17 protein-coding genes are annotated in these 17,304 nt (G+C 41.8%); 1 reads left to right on the top strand and 16 read right to left on the bottom strand.

Going from position 1 to position 17,304, the window contains the following annotated elements; all coding sequences use genetic code 11:
* The 9 genes from AX663_RS08320 to AX663_RS08280 all read right to left on the bottom strand — a co-directional run.
* Positions 1-2,578, bottom strand: a 2,578-nt coding sequence (locus tag AX663_RS08320) for a valine--tRNA ligase (RefSeq protein WP_060973229.1), incomplete at its 3' end; no start/stop codon positions are given.
* 36 nt (positions 2,579-2,614) lie between these two features.
* A complete protein-coding gene (locus AX663_RS08315) occupies positions 2,615-3,685 on the bottom strand; it encodes a hypothetical protein (protein ID WP_060973228.1) in 1,071 nt (356 codons plus the stop codon).
* Positions 3,675-4,259 carry a GNAT family N-acetyltransferase gene (locus tag AX663_RS08310; protein WP_060973227.1) on the bottom strand — a complete coding sequence of 195 codons (585 nt, stop codon included), beginning with the start codon at positions 4,257-4,259 and terminating at the stop codon, positions 3,675-3,677. The genes AX663_RS08315 and AX663_RS08310 overlap by 11 nt, the downstream gene beginning before the upstream one ends.
* Entirely contained in the window at positions 4,246-4,824 is a 579-nt protein-coding gene (locus AX663_RS08305; protein WP_060973226.1) for a flavin reductase family protein, read from the bottom strand. The genes AX663_RS08310 and AX663_RS08305 overlap by 14 nt, the downstream gene beginning before the upstream one ends.
* Positions 4,825-5,325: 501 nt before the next feature.
* On the bottom strand, positions 5,326-5,529 hold the full coding sequence (locus tag AX663_RS08300) for a hypothetical protein (protein ID WP_060973225.1): 204 nt from the start codon (positions 5,527-5,529) through the stop codon (positions 5,326-5,328).
* 132 nt (positions 5,530-5,661) lie between these two features.
* Positions 5,662-6,279: a PepSY domain-containing protein gene (locus tag AX663_RS08295; RefSeq protein ID WP_060973224.1), complete on the bottom strand. Its 618-nt coding sequence runs from the start codon at positions 6,277-6,279 to the stop codon at positions 5,662-5,664.
* A 112-nt stretch (positions 6,280-6,391) separates the two neighbouring features.
* Positions 6,392-7,276 (bottom strand): EamA family transporter RarD, encoded by an 885-nt coding sequence (rarD, locus tag AX663_RS08290; RefSeq protein WP_060973223.1) that lies wholly within the window; start codon positions 7,274-7,276, stop codon positions 6,392-6,394.
* A complete protein-coding gene (gene thrB / locus AX663_RS08285) occupies positions 7,269-8,129 on the bottom strand; it encodes a homoserine kinase (protein WP_060973222.1) in 861 nt (286 codons plus the stop codon). The genes rarD and thrB overlap by 8 nt, the downstream gene beginning before the upstream one ends.
* An 83-nt stretch (positions 8,130-8,212) precedes the next feature.
* Entirely contained in the window at positions 8,213-9,499 is a 1,287-nt protein-coding gene (locus AX663_RS08280; protein ID WP_060973221.1) for a homoserine dehydrogenase, read from the bottom strand.
* A 174-nt stretch (positions 9,500-9,673) separates the two neighbouring features.
* Between AX663_RS08280 and AX663_RS08275 the strand changes: the two genes are divergently transcribed.
* Positions 9,674-10,552, top strand: a complete 879-nt coding sequence (locus AX663_RS08275) for a polysaccharide deacetylase family protein (protein WP_060973220.1) — start codon at positions 9,674-9,676, stop codon at positions 10,550-10,552.
* A 40-nt stretch (positions 10,553-10,592) separates the two neighbouring features.
* Here the strand turns inward: AX663_RS08275 and AX663_RS08270 are convergent, their stop codons facing one another.
* The 7 genes from AX663_RS08270 to AX663_RS08240 all read right to left on the bottom strand — a co-directional run.
* Positions 10,593-11,723 carry an acetylornithine transaminase gene (locus AX663_RS08270; protein ID WP_060973219.1) on the bottom strand — a complete coding sequence of 377 codons (1,131 nt, stop codon included), beginning with the start codon at positions 11,721-11,723 and terminating at the stop codon, positions 10,593-10,595.
* 3 nt (positions 11,724-11,726) lie between these two features.
* Positions 11,727-12,464, bottom strand: coding sequence for an acetylglutamate kinase (gene argB / locus AX663_RS08265; protein ID WP_060973218.1), 738 nt, complete (start codon positions 12,462-12,464; stop codon positions 11,727-11,729).
* Between the two features lie 26 nt (positions 12,465-12,490).
* Positions 12,491-13,684: a bifunctional glutamate N-acetyltransferase/amino-acid acetyltransferase ArgJ gene (gene argJ / locus AX663_RS08260; protein ID WP_060973217.1), complete on the bottom strand. Its 1,194-nt coding sequence runs from the start codon at positions 13,682-13,684 to the stop codon at positions 12,491-12,493.
* 28 nt (positions 13,685-13,712) lie between these two features.
* Positions 13,713-14,735, bottom strand: coding sequence for an N-acetyl-gamma-glutamyl-phosphate reductase (gene argC, locus AX663_RS08255; protein WP_060973216.1), 1,023 nt, complete (start codon positions 14,733-14,735; stop codon positions 13,713-13,715).
* 126 nt (positions 14,736-14,861) lie between these two features.
* Positions 14,862-16,043 (bottom strand): pyridoxal phosphate-dependent aminotransferase, encoded by a 1,182-nt coding sequence (locus AX663_RS08250; protein ID WP_060973215.1) that lies wholly within the window; start codon positions 16,041-16,043, stop codon positions 14,862-14,864.
* A 9-nt stretch (positions 16,044-16,052) separates the two neighbouring features.
* Positions 16,053-16,835 carry a carbon-nitrogen family hydrolase gene (locus AX663_RS08245; RefSeq protein WP_060973214.1) on the bottom strand — a complete coding sequence of 261 codons (783 nt, stop codon included), beginning with the start codon at positions 16,833-16,835 and terminating at the stop codon, positions 16,053-16,055.
* A gap of 131 nt (positions 16,836-16,966) precedes the next feature.
* On the bottom strand, positions 16,967-17,304 hold a 338-nt coding region (locus tag AX663_RS08240; protein WP_197414212.1), incomplete at its 5' end, for an SH3 domain-containing protein.

The following is a 17,304-nucleotide window of genomic DNA, read 5'->3' as shown; positions in this document are numbered from 1 at the left end:
TGTCGCGTTCTTTTTGGACGACTTCTGGTTTGGCATTGGCTACGAAGCGTTCGTTGCTAAGTTTTTTACCAACCATGTCGAGTTCTTTTTGCCATTTGGCTAATTCTTTTTCAAGACGAGCCAATTCTTCTTCAACATTGAGAAGGTCAGCGAGTGGTAAGTAGATTTCTGCGCCTGTGATGATGCTTGACATAACCAAGTCAGGCACTTCGACATCTGCTGCAATTTCCAAATGTTCTGGGTTTGTGAAGCGTTTGATGTAGTTGACATTATCATTAAAGAAAGCATCGAGCTTGCTGTCGCTTGTCTTGATCAAGATAGTGATTGGTTTACTTGGCGCTACGTTCACTTCTGCACGTGAGTTACGGACTGAACGAATCACGTCTTTAAGAGCTTCAACGCCAGCTGCCGCTTCTTCATTTTCAAATTCTGGGCGAACCACTGGGTATTCAGCCGTCACGATAGTTCCTTCAGAGATTTGGCCGTAGATTTCTTCAGTAACGAATGGCATGATTGGGTGAAGGAGACGCAAGATTTGATCCAAAGTATAAAGAAGGACAGAACGAGTGATGACTTTTTCGTCCTCATTGTCGCTGTAAAGCACTTCCTTAGTCAACTCAACATACCAGTCCGCAAACTCATCCCAGATGAAGTTGTAGAGGATATGACCAGCTACACCGAATTCAAACTTATCAAAGTTTTCAGTGACTTTTCCAATAGTTTCATTGAGGTTATGGAGAATCCAACGATCTGTAACGTTTCCTGCTTGACCAGCAGCCACTTTAGCTACATTTTCACGCGCCGCATCCAAGGTCAAACCTTCATTGTTCATAAGGATATAGCGAGAGATGTTCCAAATCTTATTAATGAAGTTCCAAGACGCATCCATTTTCTCATAAGAGAAGCGCACGTCTTGACCTGGTGCAGAACCGTTTGAAAGGAACCAACGAAGGGCATCGGCACCATATTTCTCGATAACATCCATTGGGTCAATACCGTTACCGAGTGATTTAGACATCTTACGTCCTTGCTCGTCACGGATGAGACCATGGATAAGGACGTTTTGGAATGGCTGACGACCAGTGAATTCCAATGATTGGAAGATCATACGAGACACCCAGAAGAAGATGATGTCGTAACCTGTTACTAGGGTTGAAGTTGGGAAGTAACGTTTAAAGTCTTCTGCTTCCACATCAGGCCAACCCATAGTTGAGAATGGCCAAAGGGCAGAACTGAACCAAGTGTCCAAGACGTCTTCATCTTGTTTCCATCCGTCACCTTCTGGAGCTTCTTCACCGACGTACATTTCGCCCTCAGCATTGTACCAAGCAGGGATTTGGTGACCCCACCAGAGCTGACGAGAGATTACCCAATCATGGACATTTTCCATCCATTGAAGGAAGGTATCGTTGAAACGAGGTGGGTAGAAATCAACCTTGTCGTCTGTGTCTTGGTTTGCGATGGCATTTTTCGCCAATTGGTCCATCTTCACGAACCATTGTGTAGACAAACGTGGCTCAACAGGCACACCTGTACGCTCTGAGTGACCAACTGAGTGAGTCATTTTCTCAATTTCAACAAGGGCACCGATTTCTTCCAATTTCTTAACAACAGCCTTACGAGCTTCAAAGCGGTCCATGCCGTTGAATTCACCAGCCAATTCATTCATGGTACCATCATCGTTCATGACATTGACTTGTGGCAAGTTATGACGTTGACCAACCAAGAAGTCATTAGGGTCATGGGCAGGTGTGATTTTAACCACACCAGTACCAAACTCAGGGTCTGCGTGTTCATCACCAACGATTGGGATTGGCTTGTTCAAGATTGGCAAGATAACATTTTTACCAATCAAGTCTTTATAACGATCGTCATTTGGATTAACGGCTACGGCAGTATCTCCAAACATAGTTTCAGGACGTGTTGTTGCCACTTCAAGGGCACGTGAACCATCTTCCAACATGTAGTTCATGTGGTAGAAGGCACCTTCCACATCCTTGTGAATAACCTCGATATCAGAGAGGGCTGTACGGGCTTTGGGATCCCAGTTGATGATGAATTCACCACGGTAAATCCAACCTTTTTTGTAGAGCTCTACAAAGACCTTGCGAACGGCTTTTGACAAACCTTCATCAAGAGTGAAACGCTCACGAGAGTAGTCTACAGAGAGTCCCATCTTACCCCATTGTTGCTTGATAGTTGAGGCATACTCGTCTTTCCATTCCCAAACTTTATCAAGGAATTTTTCACGACCCAGGTCATAACGAGAAATGCCGTCTTCAGCCAAACGCGCTTCAACCTTAGCTTGAGTGGCAATACCTGCGTGGTCCATACCAGGAAGCCAAAGCGTATCGAAACCTTGCATACGTTTTTGACGGATGATGATATCTTGAAGAGTTGTATCCCAAGCGTGACCAAGGTGAAGTTTACCTGTTACGTTTGGTGGTGGAATAACGATTGAATAAGGCTTAGCCTTTTTATCGCCTGAAGGCTTGAAAACATCTTCATCAAGCCATTTTTGGTAACGACCAGCCTCAACCTCGGCTGGATTGTATTTAGGTGAAAGTTCTTTAGACATGTGTGTTCTCCTCCTATATCTTTCAGTAAAACAATTTCAATCTTTTGTTAATACTTCTTTTTTATTAAATATATTTTGTATAACCACTACTGACTCATCTGGTGTTAAATTGACATCATAGAACCATTTATCTCCATTTTTATCAATAAAATCTCGGAAACGTGCAAAACCCACACTTGCATCTTCAGTTGTAGATTTCACAAGATACTTATGTCCTCTTTTCCCATATAATTCTTTAAACTCAAAATCTTTATCCATCATTTCTTTAAGTTTTCTATTCATATATTTGGGAACAGTATCATCATCTTCAAAAGTGAAGTCAAAACCATCTGTTGGTAGAACTTTATTCTGGGTACCATCGGAAGTTTTTCTTTCACTTCTAGTAGTTTCCGATTTTTCAGCATCATGGTTGTTTTTAGATTTTTCAATATATTTCTTTATCACATGATTAACATTTTTTAATGTAACTTCTGTATAATTCTTAACTCTTTTATTTATTAATTTTTTATACATATTATTCACCTCTTCAAAAAAATTATTAAAAAAAGATTTTTCAATCAAATTAATTCTATCCCATTCATTTTTTTGAATTCCTATTTGTAATAGGACGATTTCATCTATAAGAAAATTAACTTCCCCTCTATAAATAACTTTATTTTTATAAGACTCTTCTAAGATTATTTGTGAAACATTTAGAAAATCCAATAATAAGGCTTCTAAATCATCATTACTCATTATTCTTCTATTTTCTTTGTATGTCTTTTCTATATAAGCTTTTACATTTTCAAAATTATCAGAATCAGTAGTAGTATCGTTAATTTCAATATTTTTTTCTCTAATTTCATAAGGCTTAAATTGTAATTCTAATTTCGTCTTTAACTCAATAACTTCATTTATTAAATTTAAATCAACTTCTTCTGAGGCACTATACTCATGTAGCTTTTTGACATAATCATCAAGAATTTTTTTTGTACTTTTTATCCATTCAAATCTTGAATTTATAATTAGTTCTTTTTTTGTTTGCTTCGAAGTTTGTATCGCTACAATGATTGGACTCAGAAGTGCAGCAACTCCCACTACTATTGTAAAAATTCCATCAATTTCCATTATAATTCCCCCTAACAAAGTCACCCCACTCACTCTTCAGCAACCCATATATCAGTCTGTCACAGCGCTTGCCTTGAGCATCTTTGCGATCTCGGATGCGAGCTTCAAGGGTGAAGCCGAGTTTTTCAGCGACTCGTTGACTTTGGAGATTATAGCTGTAACAAACAAGTTCAATCTTGTGAATGCCCAACTCCTTAAAAGCTAGGTCAATCAAAGCACGCGCGGCTTCTGGCACATAACCATGGCCCCAATAGTCTGGGTGCAAGGTATAGCCAATCTCCAGCACATCATCTTCGTGGCGATGGTTGAAGTCAACAGAACCAATGACTTTATCAGTCCCTTTCGCCACAATCCCATAACCAGCTGGGAGATTGTCCTTTTGATTACGCTCAGGAAGGAGATGTTCTAGGTAATAAATCTCGTCTTCCAAGGTCTGGACGGGTGGAAAGCCTGCTGGATAGGAGACTTCCGGGAGACTTGCATAGGCATAAATATCCTCAGCATCTCCCACTGTACGGACTCGCAAGATCAAACGCTCCGTTTCAATTCGCTCTGGCAATTCAACTCTTGTCATCCTTCTTCCTCGCTTTCTTAATGAAGCTTCCCATGGGGTCCACTCGATTATCCAGATAGCGATAGACACGCTTATGACCATCACCCATAAAGTAAGTCGGTGCAAAAGAATCGTTACGGAAATGGCCCTTGTCATCTAGCAAATCAGAATCAGCAAGGCGGTCTAAAATCTTAGCAAAGATATGGCAGATACCATCTTCCTCAATAATTCTGTCAACTTCGCAATCCAGAACAACTGGGCAGGCATCCAAGATAGGCGCTTGTGTCAGTTTAGAAGGTTGAAAATCTAAGCCAAGTTTAGCAATCTTTTCACGGTAACTAATAAACCCAGCCTGCTCCATCTCCAGCATGAAACTTTCATCAGGAATATTCACAGTGAACTTCTGATAATGTTTAATCTGGTCTGCCGCATTTTCCTCGCTACCGACCCCGATGACTAGCCAATCTCCTAGACTATAGGAAGAACTACAAGTCGTCACATTATAGCCATGTGTCTGGTCCTGGTAACCCAAGATAAAAATAGGAAAACCATAATACAATTTACTAGTCTCAAAAGATTGCTTCATGTCACCCTCCTTTAATAGGAACGTAGACCTCGCTTGCGCTCCGTCTGCATCGATATCTCTAAATTCACCTGTGACCTTCGGTCTTGGTTCTTTAAAAGGTATAGAAAATCCCTGCCATAACTATGACAGGGACGAATGTGTATCCGCGGTACCACCCAATTTTGAGTGGCAACCACTCACAGCTTTCTTGATTCAATTTGACCATCAGCAACCAGCTTTGACATTTGTGCGGATTTCTCAGTACCACCGCTTCCTGTGACAAATGGGCTTCAAAGCACCTCTGAATGGTCTTATTTTATCACAATTTTAAGACCAAGACAAATGAAATTGTAAGGAGACATTGAGATAAGAAACCCAAAAGATATCAAATCTCGATTGGACTAATAATGTGATCATGAAGCTTATAGGAGAACTTCTAAACTCCGAACCTATCGTGTGAAAGGAAGATAGAAAAATGTGTCCTCACAAGAAAAATCCCTGTCTTCCGACAAGGATTTCATCTTATTTTTCTTCCTTAGCTCTTTCTTCTTTTAGCCATTTTTCATAGCTTTCGAGTAGATTGATAGCCATTTGGGTTGACAAGGCAACTGAGAAGGCTTCCGTACCTTCAGTTGTTTCGTCTTGGACTTCCAATTTACTTTCTTCGTAAATGGCTTTGAGAGCCTTATTACTAAGCGTGTCTTTAAATGCTTGGAATTCTTTCATGGTCAAAGCCTCCTTGATTCTACAGCAACATCTACAGCTACTGTTACCGTTTTCACTTTAAGTTTACACCATTTCAGAGAAATTGCAAGGATTTTCCTTAATAATAAGGAGAGCTTTCACTCTATCTGAGACCTACTGAGCAGGAGTCGCAGCCCCTGTGAGATACTCAGTCGTATAGGCTACGATAGCTCCCGAATCAGCATTTACCGCGTATTTATAACGTAGACCGCTAGCAGCATAGTCAAAGCTGATATTGTAGACCTTACCGTCTCCTTCAGTCTTCAATTCCGTTTTCAAGTTTGTCACAGAACCTTCAGCTAGGCCAGCATGGTTAAGAGCTGTTGTTTGCGCAGTCTCTTTTGATACAGCTGCCTCTTCCTTGCTTTCACTAGGTTGAGTCTCGTCTTTAGGTTCTTCACCTTTTTGAGCGTCATCCTCATCCTTAGTTGTTGGATGATCACTCTTATGTTTCAAAATAGATCCTGACTGACCATCAATTGTATACTCAAAATGGTTGTCTGACGTTGTGAAACTAATCTCATAACTTCCGTGAAGCCCAGAACGTGCTTTCGAAACTGTTGATTGAGAAATCTCAGAAGTTTTGACACCTGCATTTTTGTAAGCAATGTCTGCCGCATCTTGTTCTGACAAGCGATAACCTGACCCGTTAAAAATAAACAAGGCTACAGCGATGGCAACTGGGATAGCGAGCAGAAGCAGATAGCCCGCTAGCTTTTTCATTTTTCGCATAAAATTCTCCGCTATTTTAATCTAATACTACTATTATATCTTAAAGTTCTAAAATTGTCAGATAAACTTGGCTCATTTTTAGGACAACATCATAAAAAGTTCCCGATAGCTATCAGGAACTTCTACGAAATGTTACTATTTGGCCAGTTACAAAGACTAGTATGGCCATCCAGATAAAGAGGAAGCCTTTCAACTCTCCAAAGCTGACCGTCTCACCAAAAATGAGGATGGCTACGAGAAGTTGAATCGTAGGATTAAGATACTGGATGAAACCAATAAGGTTAAGCGGTGCCCTTTTGACTGCTTCTGAGAAGCAAAGCAATGGAACGGCCGTCACCACACCGGATATGGCTAGGAGAAACATTTCCATGCTCGAATAGGAAGAAAATGATTCTGGAGAAAAGAAAACGAGATAGATAGCTACAAAAGGTAGTAGCAAGCCGCTTTCTACTAGCATGGCTACGTCACTGGAGAGCCTAACCCCTTTTTTGATTAGACCATAGAAACCAAAGCTCAGAGCTAACCCCAATGAAACCATGGGAAGTTTTCCTGTATTGGCAACAAGAACCAGTACTCCTATAAAGGCCAATACTACTGCTGCCCACATGGTTCTGCTCAGAGATTCACGAAGAAAAATGAGGGCAAACAGGATAGAAACAATAGGCATAATGTAATAGCCCAAGCTAGCCTGCGTTGCTTGACCATGACCCACAGCATAGATATAAATCAACCAGTTGGCTGCTATGAGAAAACTAGCAAGTAGCATACGAAGCAAGGCTTTCTTATCCTGCCAAAGTTCCACAAGCTCCCCTTTGAAACGTGTATTTTGCTTAGCGACTAGGGCGTAAGTCAGCATAGTCACCACTGTAAAAACAATCCGCCACGAGAAGGTGTTGTAAGCCGAAACACCTGCTAAAAGCTTCCAAAAAAGGGATAAAAATCCCCATTGAATATAGGTGGCTAGACCAAAGAGTAGCCCTTGATTTTTTCTAGTCAACCACAACACCTGCTTTATCCACAGATAGGATGAAGGTTTCACCATCTAAACCAAGACCATCGATAGCCGTTTTTAGAGCCTCAGCTTGATCATTTGGTGTCAAGGTCATAACTGTTGGGCCAGCGCCTGAAAGATAGGTCGCATAAGCACTGTATTGACCTGACAATTCCTTAATAGTCGCAAATTCTTTAACCAATTTTTGACGGTAGCGTTCGTGGAACATATCCCCTTGAATAGCATGTCCCGCCTTAACCAAATCGCCTGCAAAGAGGGCAGCAATGGCAACGTTGGCAATAGATGATGCAGCTACAGCTTCTTTGTAAGACAGGTCACTTGGAAGTACCCCACGTGAATCAGACGTCTTAAGTTCATAGCTCGGAATGAAGGCTACAAAGGCACACTCTGGAAAGTCTGTCACGATGCTATTAACATGTTCATCCACATAAGAGGCTACAACGAGATTCCCAAAAATAGCTGGGGCAACATTGTCCGGATGACCTTCAATCTTGGTTGCAATATCAAGTTTATCATCGTCTGAGAGCTGCAAGTTTGCCAATTGATTGGCCAACTCGATTCCTGCAACAATAACAGAACTTGAAGAACCTAGCCCACGCGCCAAGGGAATATCTGATGCCATCACCAATTTATGGGGCTGCAAATCAGACTTAACTTGCAAGGCAGTTGAAATGAGGAGGTTATTTTCATCTGAAGGAATATCGCCCAAATCATGCTCAATATGCCATGCATCCGCTGGTTCAAGCACCTCGATTGTCAAATATTTAGAAACGGCAACACCCACAGAGTCAAAACCTGGACCAATATTGGCAGATGTTGCTGGAACAGTAATTTTCATAATAATACACCAAAAGGAGGAAAGCCATCAGCGACTTTTCTCCTTGAATACCTTTCTTATACGCACCAGTATGGGCTTATCAATTAGTTAGACAAAACTTTCAATGTGTTGACAACAGTGAAGTCTTCTGCTGCTTCAAGTTTTTCAGTAACAGCTTTGAGTTGTGTCTTAGACATAGCATGTGTAATCACAACGATACGAGCTGTTGTGCCATTTGCTTTTTGTTGCAAGACTTGTTCAAATGAAATATCTTCTGAGTTGAAGATTTCAGACAAGTGAAGGATTTTACCTTTTTCGTCTGGCGTATCAAGGGCAAAGTAGTAGTTGCTCTTAACATCTGCTGGATTAGCCAATGGCAAGTCACGACGGAACTCGTTAAATGGTTTACCAACATTGCCATCTGAAAGACGACGAGCAATACGGATAATATCTGCCAAAACAGATGTTGCTGTTGGTTTTTGACCAGCACCTGGACCGTAGTACATTGATTCGCCGATACCGATAGATTCAACAAAGACTGCATTCATGACATCGTTGACACTAGCAAGTGGGTGATTTTTTGGCAAGAATGTTGGTGACACTTCTGCTGAGATACCTGATTCTACTTCACGCACATCACCAACCAATTTGATGACATAACCCAATTCTTGAGCAACAGCTACATCATCAGTAGAGATGTTTGTAATCCCCTTGTGAGTCACATCGTCGAAATCAATTGTGGCACCAAATCCAAATTGGCTAAGGATAACAGCTTTATAAGCAGCGTCAATACCTTCAACGTCGTTGGTTGGATCACTTTCAGCATAACCAAGTTCTTGGGCAGTCTTAAGAGCGTCCTCATATGACCAACCTTCGTCAACCATCTTAGTCATCATGAAGTTAGATGTTCCGTTAAGCACACCAAGAATACGTGTCACCTTGTCAGACGTCAAAGAGTTAGCCAAAGTACGCAAAATTGGAATACCACCAGCAACGGCAGCTTCATAGTAGAAAGCCACTCCCTTATCTTGGGCAAGAGAAATCAACTCTTTTCCATGAGTAGCAATCAAGTCTTTGTTAGCAGAAACAACGTTTTTACCTGCTTCAAGTGCTTTTGTGATGAAGGTACGAGCTGGCTCGATACGACCCATCAATTCAACAACGATTTGAATCTCTGCATCGTTAAGGATTTCGTCAACATTTGTGACAAAATTGTAGTCGTTTCCGGCAGCGATAAGACGATTTTTTTCCTCGTCATCTTTAACTAAAACTTTGGCAATTTCGAGTTGGTCACGTGAAGCTGCAAGAACCTTTTCACCATTTTCCTTCAAGAGGAAAGGAATACCGCTAGCTACTGTACCAAAGCCAAGCAATCCAATTTTAATAGACATTTACGATTTCTCCTTAAAAACATACATTTCTTTAATTGTACCACATTTCTATCGGAATTGACAGAATATTGTTGCCATTTAAGAAGACAAGTATTCTTTTTTTACTGAAAATTCTGTGCATTTCAATCCCATTTTTGTTAGAATAATAGCTAGACCTATTTGAAAGGGGATACAATGACTTCTCAAAAGAAAAAAACAACTAAAGCTAACAGAAAAAAACTGAACCTTCTTCTACTTATCCTAAACCTCGTCCTTCTTGGCTTACTGGCAGTCTTTATGCTTAACCGGCCAAATCAGTCGAAAAACAAGCAACAACAGTCTCAGACCAGTCAGTCTAAGACGACAGCTAAATGGAAAACCTATGACGAACCTGTCCAAATCCCTATCCTCATGTATCATGCGGTACACGTTATGGATCCGTCTGAGACTTCTAACGCCAACCTCATTGTTGCTCCGGACAATTTTGAAGCGCAAATCAAGGCCATGGTAGATGCAGGCTACTATTTCCTAACGCCTGAAGAAGCCTATAAAGCCTTCACTGAAAATGCCCTACCTGCTAAGAAGGTTGTCTGGCTGACCTTTGATGATGGTAACGAAGATTTCTATACTATCGCCTACCCTATTCTCAAAAAATACAAGGCTAAGGCAACCAACAATGTCATCACTGGCTTTGTTAAGAAGGGAAATGCTGGAAATCTTACCGTCAAGCAGATGAAAGAAATGATGGCGCACGGCATGAGCTTCCAGTCTCATACGGTTAACCACCCTGATTTGTCAGCCACTGACAAGGCAACACAAAAGGTTGAATTAACGGATTCTATTGACTTCCTTGAAAATAAACTCAATACAAAGGTTAATACCATTGCCTACCCATCAGGTCGCTACAATCAAACGACACTTGACCTAGCTAAGAAAACTTACAAGTTAGGACTAACAACCAACGAAGGGTTAGCCAGCGCCAAGGATGGTCTTCTCTCACTTAATCGTGTCCGTATTCTGCCAACAACAACAGCTAAAGGACTTCTCAGCGAGATTGCTACTGACAATGAGTAAAAGAAATCACTTGATTCAAGAATCAAGTGATTTTTATGTTCTAGTCAAATATTTCTGATAGGATAGCTACACCCTTTTCAATTTCAGCATCACTTAGGGTAATTGGTGGCAAAAGACGAATCACGTTTGTCCCTGCAGTTAAGACAATTAACCCCTTATCTCGAGCCGACTGGACCAATTCTCCTAAATTGCCAGTGGTCTCAATGCCAATCATATAGCCCAAGCCACGTACAGTGGTAACCGTCTCTTTATCAGATAAAGCTCCCTGCAATTTTGCTTGTAGCTGGTTTCCATTTTCAAGGGCAGTATCTAGAAAACCTGGGACCAACATAACTTCAAGCGTAGCTTTGGCCGCCGCCATAGCCAGTTTATTTCCTCCAAAGGTAGAGCCGTGACTTCCGTAAGAGAAGGCTTCTCCAAGAGATGACTTAGCAAGCATGGCACCAACTGGCACCCCATTTGCCAAACCTTTTGCCAGAGTAAAGATATCTGGTTCAATATCGTAGTGCTCATAAGCATAAAGCTTACCAGTACGACCAAGTCCTGTCTGAACCTCATCTACAATAAGATAAATACCCGTCTCCTTACAAAAATCAGCCAAAGCCTTAACAAAGTCCTTATCAGCAGGTTGAACACCTGATTCCCCTTGAACCAACTCCAACATAATAGCCGCTGTTTCGTCACTGGCTAAAGCTTTAACACTGTCTATGTCGTTAAAAATAGCATAGCTAAAATGGGGCACACCTTCACCAAAGCCTTGTTTGATTTTATCCTGACCAGTGGCAGACATGGATCCAAAGGTTCGACCATGGAAGGAATTTTGAAAGGTAATGATTTCTTGTTTACCCGATGCCTTACGAGCGATTTTTATAGCTGCCTCATTGGCCTCTGCACCACTGTTACAGAAAAAGGCCAGATAATCCTTGTCACCAATTAAAAGGTTAGCAACATCTTCTTGCAACTGATTGTGATAAAGATTAGGTTGGTGCAAAATCTTACCCACCTGATCTGTCAAAGCCTGATTGACATGGGGATGATAACCAAGGTTAGTTACCCCGATACCTGATGAAAAATCCAAGTAGGTATTGCCAGTTGTATCTGTCAAATAATTGCCCTGTGCCGAAGCGAAATCAATCGCTGCCCGCTTATAGTTTGAAAATAGTTTTGTCATCTCTTACTCCTTGATTATGGTACCGTCTGTCAGGTTATCACCAATAATGACCTGCTCGACACCGGCTTGAACTGTCTGAACAGCACTTTGAATTTTAGGAATCATGCCCCCAGTAATCACACCTGAATCTATTTTTTCCTGAACGTCCACAAGATTCAGATGCTCCAAAACCTGATCATTCTCTAAAATTCCTTTGACATCTGTCATAAGGATAAGTTTTTTGGCACCTAGACTAATTGCCACAGCTCTAGCAAGGTAATCCGCATTGATATTGAGCAAATCTCCCTGCTCACTATAGCCCAAGCTAGGAATCAAAGGTAGCTTGCCTTGACCAAGGAGCGCTACTAAGGTCTGATTGGCGATGTTTTTGACCTCACCCACAAAGCCATAAGTCTCTTGATCCAAAAAATCAGCATGAACAAGGTCCGGAAGCTCATCTATGACCTGATAGGCTGGCAAACCCGCCTGTGTTAACTGACCTGCTAAGCTTTTCCCAACTATGTCAACCAAAGCTTCTTTAATCAAGGCCATATCTGACTGACTCGTCACACGAAGACCATTTACCTTGTGAATTGGAATATGATTCTTCTCCATCAGCTGATTAATAGCAAAACCACCCCCATGGACGATAACAACTTTCTGACCAGCCTGCTGCCATTCTGACAGTTTAGCCAGTATCTCAGGAGTTAGCTGCTTACTGGCTACTCCACCAATTTTAATTACAATATATTCAGTAGTCATCAGTTAACTCCTTTTCCTTAGACAGTCTAGGTATGATAGAGGGCATTAATCTTAACGTAATCGTAAGAGAGATCACACCCCCATGCGGTTCCCTTTTCGTGTCCAGCATGAAGATCTACCGTAATGGTCACTTCATCCTCATGCATGATGTCTTTCATTTCCTCATCATCAAAGGTCACAGGACTAGAGGCTAGCATGACTGGCAGACCGCCAAGCATAATATCAACGTTGTCCACAGGCACATCCACACCGGCATAGCCAACAGCAGCTAAAATACGTCCCCAGTTAGGATCTTCACCAAATATGGCTGTTTTAACCAGACTTGAACCGACAACAGATTTTGCCATCATACGGGCATCAAGGGCGTTAGGCGCATTGACCACATCAACTTGGATGAGCTTATTGGCACCTTCACCGTCCTTGGCAATTTTCTTAGCCAGTTCTTGCATTACGAAATTAAGCATTTTTGAAAACTTATCAAATTCTGGTGTACCTGCCAGAATCTCTTCATTGAGCGTGCAACCATTTGACATGACAAGAACCATATCATTAGTTGATGTATCCCCATCAACTGTAATCTGATTAAAGGTCTTTTCCACATTTTGGCTCAAGGCTAATTGAAGGGTGTCACTAGAAATATTAGCATCACAAGTGATAAATCCTAGCATGGTTGCCATATTCGGGTGAATCATGCCTGAACCCTTAGCGACACCAGCCATAGTGACAACATCACGACCAAAAGTCTCCGTCACAGCAATAGTCTTAGTTGCTGTATCTGTCGTCAAAATCGCCTTGGCGAAATCATCAGCGTTACCATTAACCACCAACTTGGAAAGACCATTTTTCAAGGTATCCATTGGTAGCAACTCACCGATAACCCCTGTAGAAGCCACACCAACCAAATCTGGTTCAACACCTAGCTTTTCAGCGGTCCACTCCTGCATGGTGTAGGCATCCTCCAAACCTTGAGTCCCCGTACAAGAATTGGCTACACCTGAGTTAACAACGATGGCCTTCATTTTCCCAGCCTTTTTAACTGAGGTCTTGGTCACAATCAGAGGAGCTGCAATAACCTTATTAGTCGTGTAAACCCCTGCGACACTGGCTGGTTTTTCAGAGACAATCCAACCAAAATCCATTTTTCTCTTTTTAAATCCTGCATGTAGCCCATCTGCTGAGAATCCCAGCGGGCTGGCAATTGTTCCATCTATGACTTTCATATTTTTTCTCCTAACTCTATGCTTACATCTACAAGTATGACGGTGTCAGAAGCAAACCTTCTGTCTCATCCCACCCCTGCATGAGGTTGAGATTTTGCACTGCCTGTCCAGCTGCTCCTTTAAGCAGATTATCAATGACTGAAATAACCGTCAGAACATTGGTTTTCTCATTATAGGCAAAGCCGATGTCTGTAAAATTCGATCCAATGACATTATGTAGTTCTGGTAAGTTTTCTTGTACACGTACAAAGGGTTTATCATCATAAGCTTTTGCAAAGGCTGAAGCTACATCAGCTACAGTCACGTCCTTCTTCAACTTACAATAAACCGTAGCCATGATTCCACGATTAACGGGTAAAAGCGACGTTGAAAACTGAATCTCAGGCATTTCCGGATTAAAGCCCTGCAAGGTTTGAACAATCTCAGGAATATGCTGATGATGATTGAGTTTATAAGTCACGTAATTATCGTGAACATTGACAAAATGACTAGACTCACTCAAAGCCTTACCCGCACCAGTTAAACCAGACTTGGCATCCACAATGACACTCTCCGTCTCAATCAGACCAGTAGCAACCAAAGGAAGCAAGGCCAACTCTGTCGCTGTTGCATAGCATCCAGGATTGGCAATAAATTTCTTATCCTTCACATCTGCATATTCTGATAATGCATATGTAAATTTATTCAAAACACTCTGCTTAGCAGGTGATTTTTTATACCATTCTTGATAAACATCTGCTGGCAAGCGATGATCGCCAGACAAATCAATAATAGGAAAATCAGCTAGAACAAATTCCTCTGCTAGCGAGCTAGCGACTCCTGAAGGTGTGGCAAAGAAAACCAAATCCGCTTTTTGCATAATCTTTTCCGCATTGTAAGCTTCAATTTCTAAGTCACAAACACCTGTCAGATAGGGATACACATCAGACAATCGTCGGCCCACTTCCTTGGTTGCGTGAATAGAAACAAGTTCCACTTTTTTATGATTATTCAAAATTTTAACTAACTCTAAACCACTATAACCAGTGATACCAACGATTGAAATTTTCATTTATGCACTCCTTTTGAATAAATATGTAACAAGTTTATTGTATTTTTATTCATTTGTCAAGAAAAAATGAAATTAACATGAAAAAAACAAGCAGTCTTTTTCAACTACTTGTTTCATGATTGTTATCTAGTTATTAAATAATTGCAAGTCGGCAATACGATCGACTGCTTCGACCAGACGTTCTGGCTCTACCAAAAGCCCGATACGAACATAAGCATCTCCTGCAGGACCAAATCCTTTACCTGGTGCCACAGCAACATGAGCCTTCTCAAGCAAAAGATTCGCAAAACTCTCACTAGTGTAACCCTCTGGTACAGGCATCCAAGCATAGAAAGAACCTTTGGATAGAAAGGCCTTCCAGCCAATCTTAGCAGCTGCCTGGACAAAAGCATCTCGACGGCTATCATAAGTCGCATTCAGTTGAGCAACAGCCTCCTCAGATTTAGGATCTAAGAGGGCTGCAATCCCAGCCTCCTGCAAGGCAGGAAAGATTCCCACAAAAAGATGGTCTTGAATCAGATTTAAGGCTTCAATCATCTGGTCATTCCCAGCAGCAAAGGCCAAACGCCAACCAGCCATATTGAAGGTTTTCGAGAAAGTATAGAACTCAATGCCCACATCTTTAGCACCAGGTGTTGATAAGAAGCTAGGATTCTCATAGCCCCGATAGCCCAAAGCTCCGTAAGCCAAATCACTCACCACACCAACTTCGTAGGTCTTAGCCCAGGCAACCAACTTTTCATAAAAGGCCTTAGTCGCCACAGCACCCGTAGGATTATTCGGATAATTGATATAGATAAACTTAGCACGCCGAGCTATCTCTTCAGGAATGGCATCCAAATCTGGCAAGAAATCATTTTCAGCCGTCAAAGGAAAGGTCTCATAGGCTACACGTCCTAGACTCACTCCTGATAAATAATCAGGATATCCTGGATCAGGCAAGAGCAGGAGGTCACCAGGATTCATCAAAGCTAGGGGCAATTCCACTAGTCCAATTTTAGCCCCACCCATGACACAAATCTCACGCTCCGCATCCAAATCGACCCCATAATGTTTCTTGTAAAAACTAGCAGCAGCTTCCTTAAAAGGACGATTGCCTCGAAACTGTGAATACTTATGGCTAGCAGGATTTTTCGCTGAGGTACAAAGCGCCTCAACAATATGGTCATAGGTTGGTTGGTCTGGATTGCCCTGACCGAGATTGATAACATCTGCTCCTTCCGCCACCTTGGCATTAACTTTAGCAACCAAACCTGCAAAAAACTGTTCTGGCAATGCCTTCAATAAGTCAGATTCTTCAAATAACATAAACGCTCCTTAATGATACAAGTCCGTGCGACGATCCTCAAAAACAGGAATCTGACCTCGAACCTTATCTACCTCTTCAAGATTAATATCAGCCGTAAAAACGCCCTCCTCATGCTCCTTGGTTTGTAAGACCACATTTCCAAGTGGATCTATAACCATAGAATGTCCTGAAAAGATATCGTTCGGTCCTGCTCCAACACGATTGACAGCAACTACAAAAGCTTGATTTTCAACTGCACGCGCCTTTAACAAAATCTCCCATTGCTGCACTCGAGGTTCCGGCCACTGCGCTACCACAAAAAGTACCTTGGCCCCTTGTGCCATCTGTGTCCGTACCCACTCAGGAAAACGAATATCATAACAAATGACACTAGCAGCTATCACACCATCAAGCTCAAAAACAGACTCATTCGACCCAGCAGACATGTACTGGTCCTCTGCCATAAGGCCAAAGAGATGGACCTTGCTATAGGTATTGATTAAGTCCCCAGACTTATTGTAGACATAGGTCGTGTTGTAAAATTTGCCGTCTTCCTCAATAGCAACAGACCCTCCGATAATAGCCACAGCATGTTTCCTAGCAAAATGAGACAAGAGTTCTTGAGAGTCCAATCCAGCCTTATCCGCAAGTCCATCAAGTTCATTTAAAGCATAGCCTGTATTCCACATTTCAGGAAGCACAATAACATCAGGATTGTCATCAAGCGCCCTTTCCAGCATCTCTATGACGTGTTTTTTATTTTCCACAGGCTGTCCGTGAACGACATCCATCTGTACCAACGCAATTTTCATAATAACCTCGATTCTATATTAACCATTATAGCACTCCAAAAGACGTCACAAAAATTGAAAAATTCAATCTCATGATAAAGAAAGGCTATCAAAAAAGGCTGGACATAATGTCCAACCTAATCATTATTACACTAAGCAATATCAACGTAACGACGAGCACCGCTCACTGTCATGTATGAAAGCCATGTGTGACCGTCCGCTGTCAAAACCTTATCGTAGTTAACACTCATACCCTTGTCATAGTAGGCCAATTCTGGACTTGAAACTTTAGCTTCTGCCTTGATTGACGCACGACCTGTGAAGGTATAATGACCTGACTCTGGGAGACTTGGTTTCGCAGCTGGTTTGCTTGCTTCTGGCTTAGCTGCTGCAATATCAACATAACGACGGGCACCGCCTGCTGTCATGTATGAAAGCCATTGATGACCATCGGCTGTCAAAACCTTATCGTAGTTAACGCTCATACCTT

Origin of the sequence: Streptococcus sp. CCH8-H5, assembly GCF_001556505.1 — a bacterium.
Classification (GTDB): domain Bacteria; phylum Bacillota; class Bacilli; order Lactobacillales; family Streptococcaceae; genus Streptococcus.
The sequence above is the reverse complement of the archived record's forward strand: the minus strand, read 5'-3'. Positions and strand labels throughout refer to the sequence as shown.

Bases quoted from the DNA above. Each gene is read 5' to 3' on its own strand.
- argB (WP_060973218.1), bottom strand. From the start codon at position 12,464: ATGACTACTGAATATATTGTAATTAAAATTGGTGGAGTAGCCAGTAAG.
- argC (WP_060973216.1), bottom strand. From the start codon at position 14,735: ATGAAAATTTCAATCGTTGGTATCACTGGTTATAGTGGTTTAGAGTTA.
- AX663_RS08300 (WP_060973225.1), bottom strand. From the start codon at position 5,529: ATGAAAGAATTCCAAGCATTTAAAGACACGCTTAGTAATAAGGCTCTC.
- AX663_RS08315 (WP_060973228.1), bottom strand. From the start codon at position 3,685: ATGGAAATTGATGGAATTTTTACAATAGTAGTGGGAGTTGCTGCACTT.
- AX663_RS08280 (WP_060973221.1), bottom strand. From the start codon at position 9,499: ATGTCTATTAAAATTGGATTGCTTGGCTTTGGTACAGTAGCTAGCGGT.
- thrB (WP_060973222.1), bottom strand. From the start codon at position 8,129: ATGAAAATTACTGTTCCAGCAACATCTGCCAATATTGGTCCAGGTTTT.
- AX663_RS08275 (WP_060973220.1), top strand. From the start codon at position 9,674: ATGACTTCTCAAAAGAAAAAAACAACTAAAGCTAACAGAAAAAAACTG.
- AX663_RS08310 (WP_060973227.1), bottom strand. From the start codon at position 4,259: ATGACAAGAGTTGAATTGCCAGAGCGAATTGAAACGGAGCGTTTGATC.
- AX663_RS08305 (WP_060973226.1), bottom strand. From the start codon at position 4,824: ATGAAGCAATCTTTTGAGACTAGTAAATTGTATTATGGTTTTCCTATT.
- AX663_RS08270 (WP_060973219.1), bottom strand. From the start codon at position 11,723: ATGACAAAACTATTTTCAAACTATAAGCGGGCAGCGATTGATTTCGCT.
- AX663_RS08250 (WP_060973215.1), bottom strand. From the start codon at position 16,043: ATGTTATTTGAAGAATCTGACTTATTGAAGGCATTGCCAGAACAGTTT.
- argJ (WP_060973217.1), bottom strand. From the start codon at position 13,684: ATGAAAGTCATAGATGGAACAATTGCCAGCCCGCTGGGATTCTCAGCA.
- AX663_RS08295 (WP_060973224.1), bottom strand. From the start codon at position 6,279: ATGCGAAAAATGAAAAAGCTAGCGGGCTATCTGCTTCTGCTCGCTATC.
- AX663_RS08245 (WP_060973214.1), bottom strand. From the start codon at position 16,835: ATGAAAATTGCGTTGGTACAGATGGATGTCGTTCACGGACAGCCTGTG.